We start from the raw sequence: 16,057 nt of genomic DNA, 5'->3' as shown, positions 1-16,057 counted from the left end.
TATGTTAGCTGGTAAATTAGGAATACTTCCATCTGGCGGAGATGCAGTTGGACTTACTGGTATTAAATTAATTATAGCAATTATAGGTAATTTTGTATTAGGTGCACTTATGACCCTTGGAATAGGTCTTTATGCTCCTTGTATGGCACTAGTATATGCTCTTGGGTTAAGCCCATTAGTAGCTTTTCCTATTATGATGGGATCATGCGCATACTTAATGCCGGTAGCTACTGCTAAATTTATCCGGGCAGGAGCCTATCATAGAGGAGCTGCTCTATGGAGTACAATATTTGGATCGGTTGGAGTTGTTGTAGCAGCTTATTTAGTTAAATCGTTACCTATAAGTATTTTAACTTGGATTGTTATAGGAGTTGTTCTTTATACCTCATTAAATTTATTAAAAGATTCTTTTTCATCTAAAAACCAAGAATCTGTTAGCGTTTAATAAAATAGAATTATCTCTATGGATATATAGGTTATAATTTTCTACAAAATAAGCCCATGAAAAGACTCCTTGTCTTTTCATGGGCTTTAAGTTTTTTCAGAACATTATCTTTTAGGAGTTGTAAGAATAACGTGTGTACAAGTGACACCTGTATTTCTTTTCATTGAATTTTTTGATAGATTATGTTAAAATTGTCAGATATAATAAGCGGTAAAGAGGAGATGCACATGAAAAAAAGAATAGTCTTTGATAGAATTGGAGATATGAAATACATCTCTCATTTAGATACTATAAGATTTTTAGAGAGACTCTTTAAGAAAACAGGAATCACCATAAAACATTCAGAAGGGTTTACACCCAGACCGAAGCTGTCCTTTGGAAATCCTGTGTCATTGGGAGATGAAACATATAATGAATTGATGGATGCGGAGATAATCTCGGAACTATCCAATGAACAGATCTTAGAACTTTTAAATTCAAACTCACTTAAGGGGTTTAAATTTCATGAGATCTATGATGTCCCTAAAAAATCCGGAATAGCCAATGATTTTGATATTTTAATCTATGAGATAGAGGGAAATGTGGCGGATATAGATGCTCTAGAAAATTTATTAAATTGCGATGAAATAATAGAGATAAGGGGAAAAAAGGGGAAAACTCAAGAGAGAAATTTAAAAGAGAAAATAGGAGACTTTAAAAGGATTGGCAATAAGATCTTTTTAGAGTTGTATAATATTTCTCCTAAAGGTTTATTTACACTGGCTGAAATAGATAGTAAAGGTCTAAAAATTACAAGAATGGGATATAAAAAAAGTAAATAAAAAATAAAAATATGGAGGGATAAAATATGTTGGATTTAAAGTATATCAGGAATAATATTGAATTTTTAAAGGGAATTTTAAAAAATAGAAATGCTAAGATAGATTTAGATAGATTTGAGCAGTTAGATGAGGAAAGAAGAGAGTTACTATCAAAGGTAGAAATTTTAAAATTTAAAAGAAACAATGCTTCACAAGAGGTAGGAAAATTAAAGAGAGCTGGAGAAGATGCAACTCGTATTATTGAAGAAATGGGTTCAGTAAGCTCTAGTATCAAAGCAATAGACAAAAAATTATCTGTAATCGAGGGAGAGATCAGATATTTCCAAATGACTATTCCAAATATATATCATGAGTCTACACCAGTTGGAAATGATGAGGCTGATAATATTTTAGCTAGAACTTGGGGAGAACCTACAAAGTTTGATTTTGATGTTAAACCTCATTGGGAATTAGGAGAGGAATTAGAAATATTAGACTTCGAAAGAGGAGTAAAATTAGGAGGATCTAGATTTGTTCTATATAGAGGAGCAGGAGCTAGATTAGAGAGAGCATTAATAAACTTCATGTTAGATCTGCATACTGGAGAACATGGATATACAGAGTACCTTACACCGATTTTAGTAAAGCCTGAGATATGTGAAGGGACTGGTCAACTGCCAAAATTTGGTGATGATATGTATAAAACTGAAGATGATATGTATCTGATCTCAACTTCAGAGATAACACTGACAAATATCCATAGAGGGGAAACTTTGGCAGAAGCAGACCTACCTAAATATTATACTGCATTTTCACCTTGTTTCAGAAGGGAAGCAGGATCATATGGTAGAGATATCAAAGGAATAATTAGACTACATCAATTTAATAAAGTTGAGATGGTAAAGTTAGCTCATCCCAATAACTCAAACGATGAATTAGAAAAAATGGTAGTGAATGCAGAGACTGTATTACAAAAATTAGGATTACCATATAGAGTAGTTCAACTTTGTACAGGAGATATCGGTTTTTCAGCTACTAAAACATATGATTTAGAGGTATGGTTACCGTCTGAAAACACATATAGAGAGATCTCATCTTGTTCTAACTGTGGAAATTTCCAAGCTAGAAGAATGGGACTTAGATTTAAACCAGCTCAAGGTGGGAAAAGTGAATTTGTTCATACATTGAATGGATCTGGATTAGCAGTAGGTAGAACTTTATTGGCTATTATGGAAAATTACCAACAAGCAGATGGAAGTTTCTTAATTCCAGAAGTTCTTAAGCCATATATGGGCGGATTAGATGTTGTTAAAAAGTAGTATATTTTCTATACTCCTACTTACCATCCTTACATCGAATATATATATATTAATAATAGTAGCAGGTTTGATGATTTTTTCAAACCTGCTATTTAACAAAAATTTAAAAAATTCCATTAAGAGGATGAAATATGTTTTTTTATTGTATTTCACTACAATATTGTTTCAGTTATTTATGATTCAAGATGGGGAAGTTATTTTTAAAATTTATAATTTTTATATTACCTGGAGGGGAGTTACCCAGGTCGGGATTAATTTTTTGAGGATCTTTGATATACTACTTATTTCGTGGCTAATAAATGCAAAAAATATATTTACTGGGAGATTTCAAAGATATAACGAATTGATAGATACTATTATCGAATTAGTTCCAGAGGTTTTTGTTCTATTTAAGAAAAAAATGAAATTCAAGGCGTTTTTTAGGCATATTTTGAAGCAAATAGAGGGTAAAATATAATCTTTGAAAAGATTGCTTTTATGTATTAAATTTGGTATTATTAATAGTAGAAAACTCAAATAGATAGAGGAGGTCATTATGAGATATAATTATAAAGATTTAGGATTAGTAAACACTAAAGAAATGTTTACTAAAGCAAATAAAGAAGGGTACGCAGTACCTGCATTTAACTTTAACAACATGGAGCAAATGTTAGCAATCGTTGAAGCATGTGCTGAGATGGGATCACCAGTTATATTACAATGTTCAAATGGAGCTAGAAACTATATGGGAAAACCAGTAGTAGCTATGTTAGCTAAAGCTGCTGTTGATGTTGCAAGAGAGATGGGATCAGACATCCCTATCGCTTTGCACTTAGATCACGGTTCATCTTTTGAGCAAGTTAAAGATTGTATCGAATGGGGATTCTCATCAGTAATGATAGATGCATCTCATCATTCATTTGAGAAAAATATTGTGGAATCTAAGAAAGTTGCAGATTATGCACATGGAAAAGATGTAACTGTTGAAGCGGAATTAGGTATATTAGCTGGAATAGAAGATGAAATATCTAACGAAGTACATATTTACACACAACCACATGAAGTAGAAGAATTTGTAGCAAAAGCTGGAGTAGATTCTTTAGCTATCTCAATCGGAACTTCACATGGGGCACATAAATTTAAGCCAGGAGATGATCCTAAGTTAAAATTAGAGATCTTAGCTGAAATTGAGACTAAGATACCTGGATTCCCTATTGTATTACACGGTTCATCATCAGTACCAGCTAAATTTATCTCAATGATAAAAGAATATGGTGGAGAGATCAAAGATGCAATTGGTATCCCTAATGATCAATTAAGAGGAGCTGCAAAATCAGCAGTTGCTAAGATCAATGTTGATACAGATGGTAGATTAGCATTTACTGCTGGTATCAGAGAAGTATTAGCTACTAAACCAGGAGAATTTGATCCTAGAAAATATTTAGCACCTGCTAAAAAGTATATGAAGGAATTCTATATGACTAAAATAACTGATGTATTCGGTTCTGAAGGTGCTTACAAGAAAGCAACTAAGTAATTAAATTTAAAAGGAGATAGCAGTGCTATCTCCTTTTTTGTTTACAATTTTTCTGCCTTATACCTATGATTTATAGATTTCTTTTTTTTTCTTCCTGCGTAGATATAAAAAATAATGTTTTTACAGAGTTAGGGGGGGAATCTTTTTTAGCAGCCCTATTAAGAATAAATAAAAGGAAGGAATTAAAGCTGTGCAGGTTGACAGAAATATGAGATTAGCCTATCATGGATATACATATTAATTTTATAAGGGTGGGAAAAAATGATGATATTATATTTTGGTATTGGACTGTTAGCAACAATTTTTGGATCATTGGTTGGATTAGGCGGAGGAGTGGTTATAAAGCCAATTTTAGACGCTATAGGAACTTATGATCTGACTACCATTGGGATACTCTCCTCCTTTACAGTCTTCTCTATGGCTGTTGTGTCTACAGGAAAACAGATGAAGAAAGGGTTTAAAGTGGAAAAAAAAATGCTGGTAATAACAGCAGGATCAATATTAGGAGGAGTAATTGGTAATTTATTATTTGGTATTTTTTTAAAAAGTTTAAATAATGAAGGTTTTGCAACAGCGATTCAAGGATTTATATTAGCAGAGCTTTTAATATTGGTTTTATTTAAAGAAAAGTTTCCAAAATATCATTTGAAAAATTATCTGCTATTGTTTTTAATAGGGATGATGCTTGGAACTATAGCATCTTTTCTAGGGATAGGAGGAGGACCCATAAATGTAATGGTACTGGTTTTGCTTATGAATATGGATATTAAAAAAGCAGCTGTAACTTCAATATTAATAATTTTATTGTCTCAGTTTGCAAAATTAATTTTGATTTTTTTAGGAGTCGGGTTTGATAGATATGATCTATCTATGCTCTATGTAATGATTCCAGGGGGTATTTTAGGAGGGTTTATTGGAGCTCATTTTAATCATAAGTTGAGACATGAAACAATTCATAAAATATTTAATACTACTATAATAGCCCTGGTAGTTTTAAACTTTTATAATGTGATAAATAGTTTAGTATAGAAAAAAGATGACTCCTATAGAATGTAGGAATCATCTTTTATTAGTATATAAATCCTACCTTTTTTAGGATTTATAATTTAAATAATAAGTCTTCATAAGTTGGGAATGGCCACATCTTGTGTTCTACAACTCTTTCTAAATTATCCCCATGAGTTCTTAATTCTTTCATAAGAGGTAAAAGTTCATCTTTAGTAAAATGAACACTTATGGTGATGTCTTTTAAATTATTCAATTCCTCTAATTTCTCTTCAAGTTTTTTAGCTGATTTATACAAACCTGCATTATTTTTTAAAATATAAGTCAGAAGTTCTTCCTGAGTTACTGTAAATACTTGTCCTAATATTTTAGAAGAATTTTTAATTATTTTAGCCAGCTCTAGAGCATATCTATTTGATGCCGGATAGATATCTTGGATAGCCATCTTAATCATCACAGTTGATTCTGTCACTATTTGAGTAGAATAATTTTCAGCATATATATTGTATCTGGAGATTAATTCTCCTTCGGATAACACTCCGTGTCTTGCAAATAATTCAACTGTTTCAGGAGCAATATAAGCTTCTAGTACATCTGTTGTAGATTTTAAATTAGGCAAGCCTCTTTTTTTAGCTTCTTGCACCCACTCTTCTCCATAACCATTTCCAGAGAAAATTATTCTTTTGTGTTCTTTATATGTTCTAGATACTAATTTTTGAATTCCCTTAGTCTTATCTTCTACTCCTTCTAATTCATCGGCAAACTCTTTTAATACATCAGCCATGATTGTATTTAACATAACGTTGGGAGTAGAGGTGCTTTGACTGGATCCAGGCATTCTAAATTCAAATTTATTTCCAGTAAAAGCAAATGGAGATGTTCTATTTCTATCGGTGATATCCATAGGTATTTTAGGTAAAGAATCTACACCGATCTCTAATTTATTTTTAGTTTTTACAGTTTCGTCTGTAATTTTAAAGATACTCTCTAATTCATCTCCTAAAAAGATTGAGATAATAGCCGGTGGAGCTTCATGTCCTCCTAATCTGTTGTCATTGGATGCACTTGCAGTAGAAAGTCTGAGTAGCGGAGCATATTTATCTACGGCCTTTATAACAGCAGCAATAAAAATTAAAAATTGTGCATTTTCTTTAGGATTTTTCCCCGGATCAAATAAGTTTATTCCATCATCGGTAGCTAGGGACCAGTTATTATGTTTACCGGATCCATTTATATTTGCAAATGGTTTTTCATGTAATAATGCTACTAAATCATGTCTGCTGGCCATTTTATTTATAGTATCCATCACAAGTTGATTTTGGTCTGTAGCTACATTTGTAGTGCTGTAAATAGGTGCGAGCTCAAATTGGTTAGGAGCTACTTCATTATGTTTAGTCTTAGAAGGAATCCCCAATCTCCATAATTCGAAGTCCAATCCCCTCATGAAGGCAGCTACTCTTTCCTCTATGGTTCCGTAATAATGACTTCTAAGCTCCTGGGATTTGGCAGGTTTTGCTCCAAATAATGTTCTGCCGGTATGAGCCAGATCTAATCTTTTGTTAAACAGGTTTTTTTCGACTAAAAAATATTCCTGCTCTACTCCTAAACATGTAGTGATATACTGGGAAGTATTGTTCCCTAAAATCTTTAAGATTCTAAGAGCCTGTTTTTCAATGGCATTCATAGATCTTAGCAGAGGTACTTTTTTATCCAATGCCTCTCCTGTATAGGCAACAAAAGCAGTGGGAATATATAGTGTAATCCCAGTATTATCATCCTTTAAAAAGGCAGGTGAGGTAGTATCCCAGGCAGTATATCCACGGGCTTCAAAGGTAGATCTCAGTCCGCCGCTTGGAAATGAAGATGCATCTGATTCTCCCTTAATTAATTCTTTTCCTGAAAATTCCATTATGATTTGCCCGTCTCCGATAGGAGATACAAAAGAATCATGTTTTTCTGCAGTCAGTCCATTCAATGGTTGGAACCAATGAGTATAATGAGTAGCTCCTTTTTCTATTGCCCAATCTTTCATGGCATTGGCCACTACCTCAGCAATGGAAAGAGTCAGTTCTCTTCTACCATTTTGTACCTGCAAAAACTCTTTGAATACACTCTTTGGGACACGTTGTCTTAAGGTAGTTTTGTCAAAGCAATAATCTCCATAAATTTCAGGTAAACTTTTAGTTTCATTAATATTTTTTTCCATTTTGACCTCCTAAGTTGTTTAAATGTTCGTTGTGATTAATTTATAAAAAAACAAGACATGTTTTATTAAAGCGAAAAACAAGCCTCGGATGATAGCGGCATAAAATTCACTTACAGTGGTTAATTTGTGGTAAACCCTAGAAACTCCCAACCATAATTATGGGGATATATAAGTTTTTATATAAATTTTAAAAAAGGGGGACAGTGACACGAAGTCACTATCCCCTATAAGAAACGGCTTTTAGTTTTTTAGATACTAAGCCCATTTTTGAGGCAAAGCTAAATATGAACCTGTTTAATTTATGAATTTTTTTTAAAATCATCTGCTTACCTCCAATTTTTTTATTATGCGTACCAAGTATTTAGAGTAGTATAACAAATTTTTGGTAAAAAATCAATTTTTTTTTGTAAACCTGCAATAGTGAGGTATACTCCTAATATACAATAAACTTAAGAAACAAAGGGGTTAGCTATGAACTATGAGGAAGAAAATAAGAAAATAGAATTTGATGTTCATATTTTTCATGAAGGGAACCATTTTGAGGCATACTCTTTATTGGGAGCACATATAAATGATTGTGGTGTATGTTTTAGAGTTTGGGCTCCCAATGCTAAAGAGCTTTTTGTAATGGGAGATTTTAATAATTGGAATCAAAATAGTCATAGGATGAAAAAAAATAATGATTTTTGGATCCTTCAAATTGACGGGATAAAAAAAGGGGATAAGTACAAATATGTTGTTGAAACATGGAGTGATAAAAAACTTGTGAAATCAGATCCTTACGCATTATATTCAGAGCTAAGACCAAATACAGCTTCAATAGTATGGGATTTAGAAAATTATTCTTGGAATGATCAGAGGTGGAAGGAAAATAAAAAATCCTATCAGCCATATAAAAACCCAATGAATATATATGAAGTTCACTTGGGATCTTGGAAAAAACCCCAGGGAAGAGAAAACTTTCAAACTTATAGAGAACTAGTGGAAGAACTACCTAAATATGTTTCTGAAATGGGTTATACTCATGTAGAACTTATGCCTATATCGGAATATCCATTGGATGATTCTTGGGGATACCAGAGTACTGGATATTTTTCAGTGACCAGCAGACATGGGATACCTGAAGATTTTAAGTACTTAATAGATGAGTTCCATAGATATGGGATAGGAGTTATTTTAGACTGGGTACCAGGACATTTTTGTAAAGATGCCCATGGGTTATATAGATTTGACGGTACCACAACATATGAGTATAAAAATTCTACCTTAGGAGAAAATGAACAGTGGGGAACGTGTAACTTTGATCTATCCAAATTAGAGATTCACAGCTTTTTAATATCCAATGCTATGTTTTGGATGAAGGAGTATCATATAGATGGTCTTAGGGTAGATGCTGTATCTAATATGTTGTATTTAGACTTTTGTAAGGAGCCTAGTCCTGAGTTGAAAAATAAAGATGGTGGAAATCAAAATCTGTGGGCAATTGATTTTATGCAAAGATTGAATACGACGATATTTAAAAAGTTTCCAAATACACTTATGATAGCAGAAGAGTCTACATCTCGGCCAAATATAACTAAAGGCAAGAAAGAAAATGGATTGGGCTTTAACTATAAATGGAATATGGGATGGATGAATGATATTTTGAAATATATGGAGTTAGATCCCATCAATAGAAAATTTAACCATAATTTAATGACATTCTCCATAGTTTATGCTTTTTCAGAAAATTATGTTCTGCCTTTTTCCCATGATGAAGTAGTCCATGGGAAAAAATCTCTTATAGAAAAATTTCCAGGTTACTCTGTGGACAAATTTGCAAGTCTGAGACTTCTTTTGGGATATATGATGGCACACCCTGGAAAAAAACTTCTTTTTATGGGGGGAGAGATCGGGCAGTTTTTAGAATGGAGATTTTATGAATCTATAGAATGGCAGTTATTGGAGCTTCAAAAACACAGAGAGACACAAGAATTTGTTAAAGATTTAAACTTTTTTTATAGGAAAGAAAAATCATTTTGGGAAATTGATCATTCGTATGAAGGATTTCACTGGTTAGAAGCGAATAATAATGATTGTGGTATAGTTTCTTTTATGAGAAAGAGTGAGGATAGGGATGATTTTGTAATAGCAGTATATAATTTTACGCCTGTTCATTATTCCAAACATAAGATGGGAGTGCCTAGATTTGTTGACTATGAAGAGGTATTAAATAGTGATACTTATAAATATGGAGGAGAAGGTAGAGTGAATTTAGAAATGTTGAAACCCAGATGGGGCGGTGTGGATAAAGAACTTTGCCATATAGAGGTAAATATAGCTCCTCTTTCGGTAATCTATCTAAAACCAAAATTTTAAAAAGAACAAATTTTAATAGGCCAGTAATTAAAAAGCATTAGATTCCCTTAGTAAAATATAGGGGAATTGTGATAAGATGTCTGAAAAGTTACACATTCATATGGGGGTGAGTTTAAATGAGAAAAAAAGAGATGATAGCTATGCTTTTAGCAGGGGGGCAAGGAAGTCGATTGGTGCCTTTAACTTCAGACGTAGCGAAACCAGCAGTTGATTTTGGTGGTAAATATAAAATTATAGATTTTCCATTGAGTAATTGTACAAATTCAGGAATAGATACTGTGGGAATACTTACCCAGTATAGACCATTTTTATTAAATACACATATAGGGACAGGTTCAGCCTGGGATCTGAATAGTATGCATGGGGGGACAGCAATCCTCCCGCCATATACAACTGAAGAGGGAGGAGCCTGGTATAAAGGAACAGCTAATGCAATCTACCAAAATATCCAGTATATAGACAGATATGATCCAGATCATGTACTTATCTTATCTGGGGATCATATCTATAAAATGGATTATAATAAGATGCTAAGAGAACATAAAAAACAAGGAGCAGATGTAACAATTGCTGCCTTAACCGTGACCTTAGAAGAAGCTACAAGATTTGGGATAATGAATGTCAGAGATAACAACATAATATATGAATTTGAAGAAAAACCAGAAAAACCAAAGAGTAATTTAGCCTCTATGGGGATCTATATCTTTAAATGGTCGAAATTAAAAAAATATTTAATTGAAGATGAAAAAAATAAAGATTCAGCAAACGATTTTGGGATGAATATACTGCCTAAGATGTTAGATGACGGGCTGAAAATGGTTACCCATCCATTTAAAGGCTATTGGAAAGACGTAGGAACGATCAATAGTTTATGGGAAGCTAATATGGATCTATTGGATGAAAATAATAGTTTAAATTTACATACAAATGATTGGAAGATATATACATCGGGAGAACCAAAAGGCGCTGCGTATTTTGGTGGAAATGCCAATATAGAAAATTCTATGGTAGTAGATGGATGTGAAGTCTATGGTTCTATAAAGAATACTGTATTATTTCCTGGAGTAATTATTGAAGAGGGAGCTATAGTTAAAAATTCAGTGTTATTTCCAAATGTAAAAATAGGAAGGGGAGTAACCTTGGATAGAGTTATAGTAGGAGAAAATACAAATGTTCTGTCTGGAACCCATGCTGGAGATACTACAATAAAGGTTATACCACAAAATAAAACTATAAAATAAATTTGGAGGAAGATTATGGCAAAATCATATATGGGATTAATACTGGCTGCTCAAGACACTAATGAAATAAGGGGACTTACAAAATATAGACCAATTGCATCTATTCCATTTGCAGGAAGGTATAGAATAATTGATTTTTCCCTAACAAACCTGACTAGAGTTGGAATTTCAAATGTAGGAATAGTAGTTCCACATAATAATGTAAGATCACTCCGAGATCATATAAGAGGAGGGCAGTTTTGGGATTTGAACAGAAAAAATGGGGGAATATTTTTGATGCATCCTAGCATTGATCTTGAAATTGGAAAATCAAATGTAAAAAACTTTAGATCTAACTTAGAATATTTACGTAGGAGTACGGAAAATCATGTTGTGCTGTGTTCATCTCATTTAGTGGCTAATATTGATTTACGACCTATTAAAGATTCCCATGAAAAATCAGGAAAAGATCTCACTCTAGTATATAAAAAAATAGATAAGGATATAAAGGCGTACAGGGGATCTACAAGTGTAATATTCAATGAAAATAAAGAAGTGGAAAAATTTGGAGTGGTCGTGGATTCTCAAGAGGAAACAAATGTATCTTTGGAGATAAAAATTATAAGAAAAGATCTCCTAATAGACCTTCTCATGAGTGGGGTACAGAGTGGCCTTGTAGGAGATTTAAATAAATTTATTGAATTCAGTACCCATAAAATTTCCACCAATCTATACGAGTTTACTGGATATACTAAATTTATTGATTCTACAAAAAATTACTTTAAAGCAAATAAAGATATATTAAAAAAAGAAATCAGAGAGGAACTTCTCCTAGGGAATGGAGGAATATCCACAAAAATTAACGACACTCCCCCAGCTATCTATAAATCTTATTCTAAGGTATCTAATTCTCTTATAGCTAATGGTTGTATTGTAAGGGGATCAGTAAAAGATAGTATCATAGGAAGAAGAGTAGTTATAAAAAAGGGTGCGACTATAGAAAACAGCATAATTTTACAGTCTTGTGTAATTGAAGAGGGAGTGGAGATAAAAAATGTTATTTTAGATAAAAATGTAACAATTAACAGATATCAAAAAGTGATTGGGTCGGAAGAATTTCCATTGGTAATAGAAAAAAAATCAATTTTAGACTTATAATATAATTTTTGCTGGCTCTAATGAGCCAGCATTTTAAGAAAAAAGGAGAACATTATGAAAATATTATTTGTAAGTAGTGAGGCATATCCCTTTGCTAAAAGTGGAGGGCTAGGAGATGTTGCATATTCCCTTCCTAAAGCCCTTGTAAAAACCATAGATATCAGGGTAATTATGCCTAAATACACAAGTATCCATGATAAATATCGTAGCGGGATGAAATTAATCTCTAAGTTTACAACTAATGTATCTTGGAGGGAAAAATATGTAGGTCTTTATAAAATGAAATATGATAAGATCCCATTTTATTTTATAGATAATGAAGGTTATTTTAACCGTCCAAATGCTTATGGGTATTTTGATGACGGTGAACGTTTTGCATATTTTTCCAGAGCAGTAATAGATGCCATTGAACATATGGACTTTATACCTGATATTATCCATTGCAATGACTGGCAGTCAGCTTTAATTCCTGTATTTTTAAAAGCATTTTATGGGGAAAAATATAAAGATATAAAGGTGATATATACTATACATAATCTTAAATTTCAAGGGGTATATAGTAAGAACACACTCCATGATATCCTAGGTCTAAGTGATTATTATTTTGATGAGGAAAGACTCAAGTTTAATGATGCCATCTCCTATATGAAGGGTGGAATTAATTTTTCTGACTATATAACCACAGTAAGTGATACATATGCCAATGAGATAAAATATCCTTTTTTTGGTGAAGGTCTCCATGGTCTGTTTAAAAAGCTTGATTATAAAGTTACAGGGATAGTAAATGGTATAGATTATGATACTTTTAATCCTAGAAAAGATAAGGAGCTTCACACTAAATATGGTATCTCTACAAGGTCAAAGAAAATAAATAATAAATTAGCTCTGCAGAGAGAGCTAGGGTTAGTGGAGAGTGAGAGTATACCAATTATTGGAATTGTAACACGGCTTACTGGACAAAAAGGTTTGGATTTAATAGCACACGTATTGGAAGAATTATTGGTTTTAGATATACAATTGGTTGTTTTAGGAACTGGAGATCTTCAATTTGAAGACCTATTTAGATATTATGCGCATCTATATCCATCTAAATTATCAGCTAATATTACCTTTGACAGTGTGTTGGCTAAAAAAATATATGCTGGATCAGATATATTCTTAATGCCATCACTATTTGAACCGTGTGGATTGTCTCAATTGATTTCTATGAGATATGGTACCATTCCTGTTGTCAGAGAAACAGGTGGGTTGAAGGATACCGTTATCCCATATAATGAATTTGATGGGACAGGAACAGGTTTTGGGTTTAAAAATTATAACGCCCATGAACTGCTTGAAACTTTAAAATATGCTTTAAAAGTTTATGAAAAGAAGGAAATATGGGATAAATTGGTTAAAAATGCCATGGAAAGAAAGAGCAGCTGGTCAAATGCAGCTAAGGAATATAAGAAGATATATAAGGCATTGATAAATAAAAAATAAAAAGAGGATAGGAGGGATATATGAATATTACAAAGGAAAAGATCCTATCTGATTTGAAAAATGTGGCTATGATAATGTTTACAAAGGAATTTGTAGATACATCCAAGGAAGATCAGTATAAGGTGTTTGCAACAGTTATAAAGGCATATCTTTCAGAGAACTGGCTAAAAGAAAATGAAAATTATAGAATTGGGAAGGAAAAACAGGTATATTATTTTTCCTTAGAATTCTTATTAGGTAAGATGATGTATACTAATATCATTAATTTGGGTTTAGAAGATATATGCATGGAAGCTATGAAAGAGCTAAATTTAGATTTTAAGGAATTTGAAAAATTTGATGCTGAACCAGGGCTTGGAAATGGTGGTTTGGGAAGGTTAGCTGCTTGTTTTTTAGATTCTATGGCGTCTATAGGGATTCCAGGACATGGATGCGGCATAAGGTATGACTATGGTCTGTTTGAACAAAAAATAGTCAATGGGGAACAGATAGAGGGGCCTGATAATTGGTTGAAAAATGGATTTGTTTGGGAGACTAAAAAAAGTCACCAATCTAAAAGGATAAAATTTTATGGGGATGTAACTTTAAAAGAGGTAGGAGGATATCTAACTCCTATTCATACTGGGTATGAAACAGTATTAGCGGTTCCCTATGATGTACCTATTGTAGGATATAAGAATAAAGTTGTGAATAATTTGAGATTATGGAAAGCTCAAATAGAAGGAAATGATTTCGATTTTAATTCTTTTAGTTATGGTACTTTTTCAGAATTAGATGAAAAGAAAAGAAAGGCTGAAGCTATCTCAAAATTGTTGTATCCAGATGACACCACTGAAAGTGGTAGATTACTAAGGTTGAAGCAAGAGTATTTTTTTGTCAGTGCTGGATTACAGAGTATAGTGGATTATAACTCTAAGAAGGGTATTGCACCAAATGAATTTCCTAAGACCTTTAGTATTCAAATAAATGATACCCATCCTGCTTTTTGTATTGCAGAGTTTATGAGGATTTTAATTGATGAAAAAAAAATATATTGGGATGAAGCTTGGGAGATAACAAAGAAAGTTATGTCCTATACCAATCATACAATTTTGACTGAAGCTATGGAAAAATGGGAGATAGATAAGGTTCAAAAATTAATTCCTAGGGTATATATGATTATTGAAGAAATTAACAGAAGATTTTGCGATAAGGTTTATCAAAAATATGATGATTGGGATAAAGTTATGGACGTTGCGATTATTAAAGATCGAGCAATAAATATGACCCATTTAGCCGTTGTAGGAAGTCACTCTATAAATGGGGTATCAAAGTTACACACAGAGATTTTAACAAAGAAAGTACTAAAAAATTTCTATGAATTATATCCGGAGAGATTTAATAATAAAACTAATGGAATAACTCATAGGAGATGGCTGTTAAGATCAAATAAACCATTGACAACATTGATAGACGAAGCAATTGGAAGTGATTGGAAAAATGATCCGATTCTTTTGGAAAAGTTAGCTGGATTTTCAGAAAATAGGGAGTTTTGTAAGAAGGTAGAGGGAATAAAATTAGAAAACAAAAAAAGATTAGCTGAACTTATATGGGAAGAAACTGGAATAGAAGTAGATGTCAATTCTATCTTTGATACTCATGTAAAAAGGCTCCATGGATATAAAAGACAGCTTATGAATATCTTACATATAATATACCTATACAGAGAAATACTTGAGAATAAAGAATTTACAATGCACCCTAAGACATTTATCTTTTCAGCCAAAGCAGCTCCTGGTTATTATTTGGCTAAAAGGATTATAAAATTGATCAACTCTGTAGGAAAGTTGATAAATGATGATGAGAGGGTCAATAAATTTATAAAAGTGGTATTCATACCAAATTATAGTGTGAGTAAAGCTCAGATAATAATCCCTGGAAGTGATCTAAGTGAACAAATATCTACTGCTGGAATGGAAGCTAGTGGGACTTCAAATATGAAATTTATGATGAATGGAGCTTTGACTATAGGAACCTTAGACGGAGCTAATATCGAGATAAAAGAGGCTGTAGGAGAGGAAAATATATTTATTTTTGGATTGAAATATGAGGAATTAAAAGAGATAGAGAAAAAACAATCTTATAATCCAATAAAATTTTTAAAAGAAAATCCTAAAATAAAAAAAGTTGTAGAGATGCTAAGAGATGGAACCTTCGGAGGAGACTTTTCAAGTATATACAGTTACCTAATAGACGGTGACAGGTATTATGTTCTAAAGGATTTCAACTCCTACTCAGAAACTCATAAAAAGATAGATGGTATTTACCGTGATCGTGATAGATGGAACTCCATGGTAGTTAAAAATATTGCAAAATCTGGGAATTTTTCTAGTGATAATACCGTAAGAAAATATGAAAAAGAGATATGGGGGGGCTGTTGCAAGTTTTGTGTAAACTCTAAAAATTAATGTAAAACTTTTATAAAAAGAGGAGTAATAATTCTTTAATTATTGCTTCTCGTTTTTAATATATTAGAACTTTATTTTTTGTATGTCAATAGCAGAGCCTA

Annotated in this window: 11 protein-coding genes and 1 riboswitch; of the genes, 10 read left to right on the top strand and 1 reads right to left on the bottom strand. The window is 32.4% G+C overall.

Features of this window, described 5'->3' with window-relative positions; all coding sequences use genetic code 11:
* From V5784_RS02620 to V5784_RS02600, 5 genes are all read left to right on the top strand, one after another.
* Window positions 1-445: hypothetical protein (locus V5784_RS02620; protein WP_336887495.1), on the top strand; the 445-nt coding region annotated here is incomplete at its 5' end.
* Between the two features lie 227 nt (window positions 446-672).
* Window positions 673-1,266, top strand: coding sequence for a TIGR03936 family radical SAM-associated protein (locus tag V5784_RS02615; protein WP_336887494.1), 594 nt, complete (start codon window positions 673-675; stop codon window positions 1,264-1,266).
* A 26-nt stretch (window positions 1,267-1,292) separates the two neighbouring features.
* A complete protein-coding gene (gene serS, locus V5784_RS02610; RefSeq protein WP_336887493.1) occupies window positions 1,293-2,564 on the top strand; it encodes a serine--tRNA ligase in 1,272 nt (423 codons plus the stop codon).
* Window positions 2,565-3,099: 535 nt separating this feature from the next.
* Window positions 3,100-4,080 carry a class II fructose-bisphosphate aldolase gene (locus tag V5784_RS02605; protein ID WP_336887492.1) on the top strand — a complete coding sequence of 327 codons (981 nt, stop codon included), beginning with the start codon at window positions 3,100-3,102 and terminating at the stop codon, window positions 4,078-4,080.
* A gap of 261 nt (window positions 4,081-4,341) precedes the next feature.
* Entirely contained in the window at window positions 4,342-5,109 is a 768-nt protein-coding gene (locus V5784_RS02600; RefSeq protein WP_336887491.1) for a sulfite exporter TauE/SafE family protein, read from the top strand.
* 70 nt (window positions 5,110-5,179) lie between these two features.
* On the opposite strand, the gene V5784_RS02595 is transcribed toward V5784_RS02600, so the two are convergent.
* Window positions 5,180-7,291: a glutamine synthetase III gene (locus V5784_RS02595; protein ID WP_336887490.1), complete on the bottom strand. Its 2,112-nt coding sequence runs from the start codon at window positions 7,289-7,291 to the stop codon at window positions 5,180-5,182.
* A gap of 93 nt (window positions 7,292-7,384) precedes the next feature.
* Window positions 7,385-7,483, bottom strand: a riboswitch (purine riboswitch).
* A 279-nt stretch (window positions 7,484-7,762) separates the two neighbouring features.
* Between V5784_RS02595 and glgB the strand changes: the two genes are divergently transcribed.
* The 5 genes from glgB (at window position 7,763) to V5784_RS02570 (ending at window position 15,956) form a co-directional block, all read left to right on the top strand.
* On the top strand, window positions 7,763-9,649 hold the full coding sequence (gene glgB, locus V5784_RS02590) for a 1,4-alpha-glucan branching protein GlgB (protein ID WP_336887489.1): 1,887 nt from the start codon (window positions 7,763-7,765) through the stop codon (window positions 9,647-9,649).
* A 116-nt stretch (window positions 9,650-9,765) separates the two neighbouring features.
* Window positions 9,766-10,890 (top strand): glucose-1-phosphate adenylyltransferase, encoded by a 1,125-nt coding sequence (locus tag V5784_RS02585; protein ID WP_336887488.1) that lies wholly within the window; start codon window positions 9,766-9,768, stop codon window positions 10,888-10,890.
* Window positions 10,891-10,905: 15 nt separating this feature from the next.
* On the top strand, window positions 10,906-12,027 hold the full coding sequence (gene glgD / locus V5784_RS02580) for a glucose-1-phosphate adenylyltransferase subunit GlgD (protein ID WP_336887487.1): 1,122 nt from the start codon (window positions 10,906-10,908) through the stop codon (window positions 12,025-12,027).
* 54 nt (window positions 12,028-12,081) lie between these two features.
* A complete protein-coding gene (gene glgA, locus V5784_RS02575; protein ID WP_336887486.1) occupies window positions 12,082-13,509 on the top strand; it encodes a glycogen synthase GlgA in 1,428 nt (475 codons plus the stop codon).
* A 20-nt stretch (window positions 13,510-13,529) separates the two neighbouring features.
* The gene (locus tag V5784_RS02570) at window positions 13,530-15,956 is read left to right on the top strand and encodes a glycogen/starch/alpha-glucan phosphorylase (RefSeq protein WP_336887485.1); all 2,427 of its coding nucleotides are present in this window, start codon (window positions 13,530-13,532) and stop codon (window positions 15,954-15,956) included.
* Window positions 15,957-16,057: the final 101 nt, after the last annotated feature.

The organism is Psychrilyobacter sp. (assembly GCF_037132775.1).
GTDB lineage: Bacteria > Fusobacteriota > Fusobacteriia > Fusobacteriales > Fusobacteriaceae > Psychrilyobacter.
The sequence above is the reverse complement of the archived record's forward strand: the minus strand, read 5'-3'. Positions and strand labels throughout refer to the sequence as shown.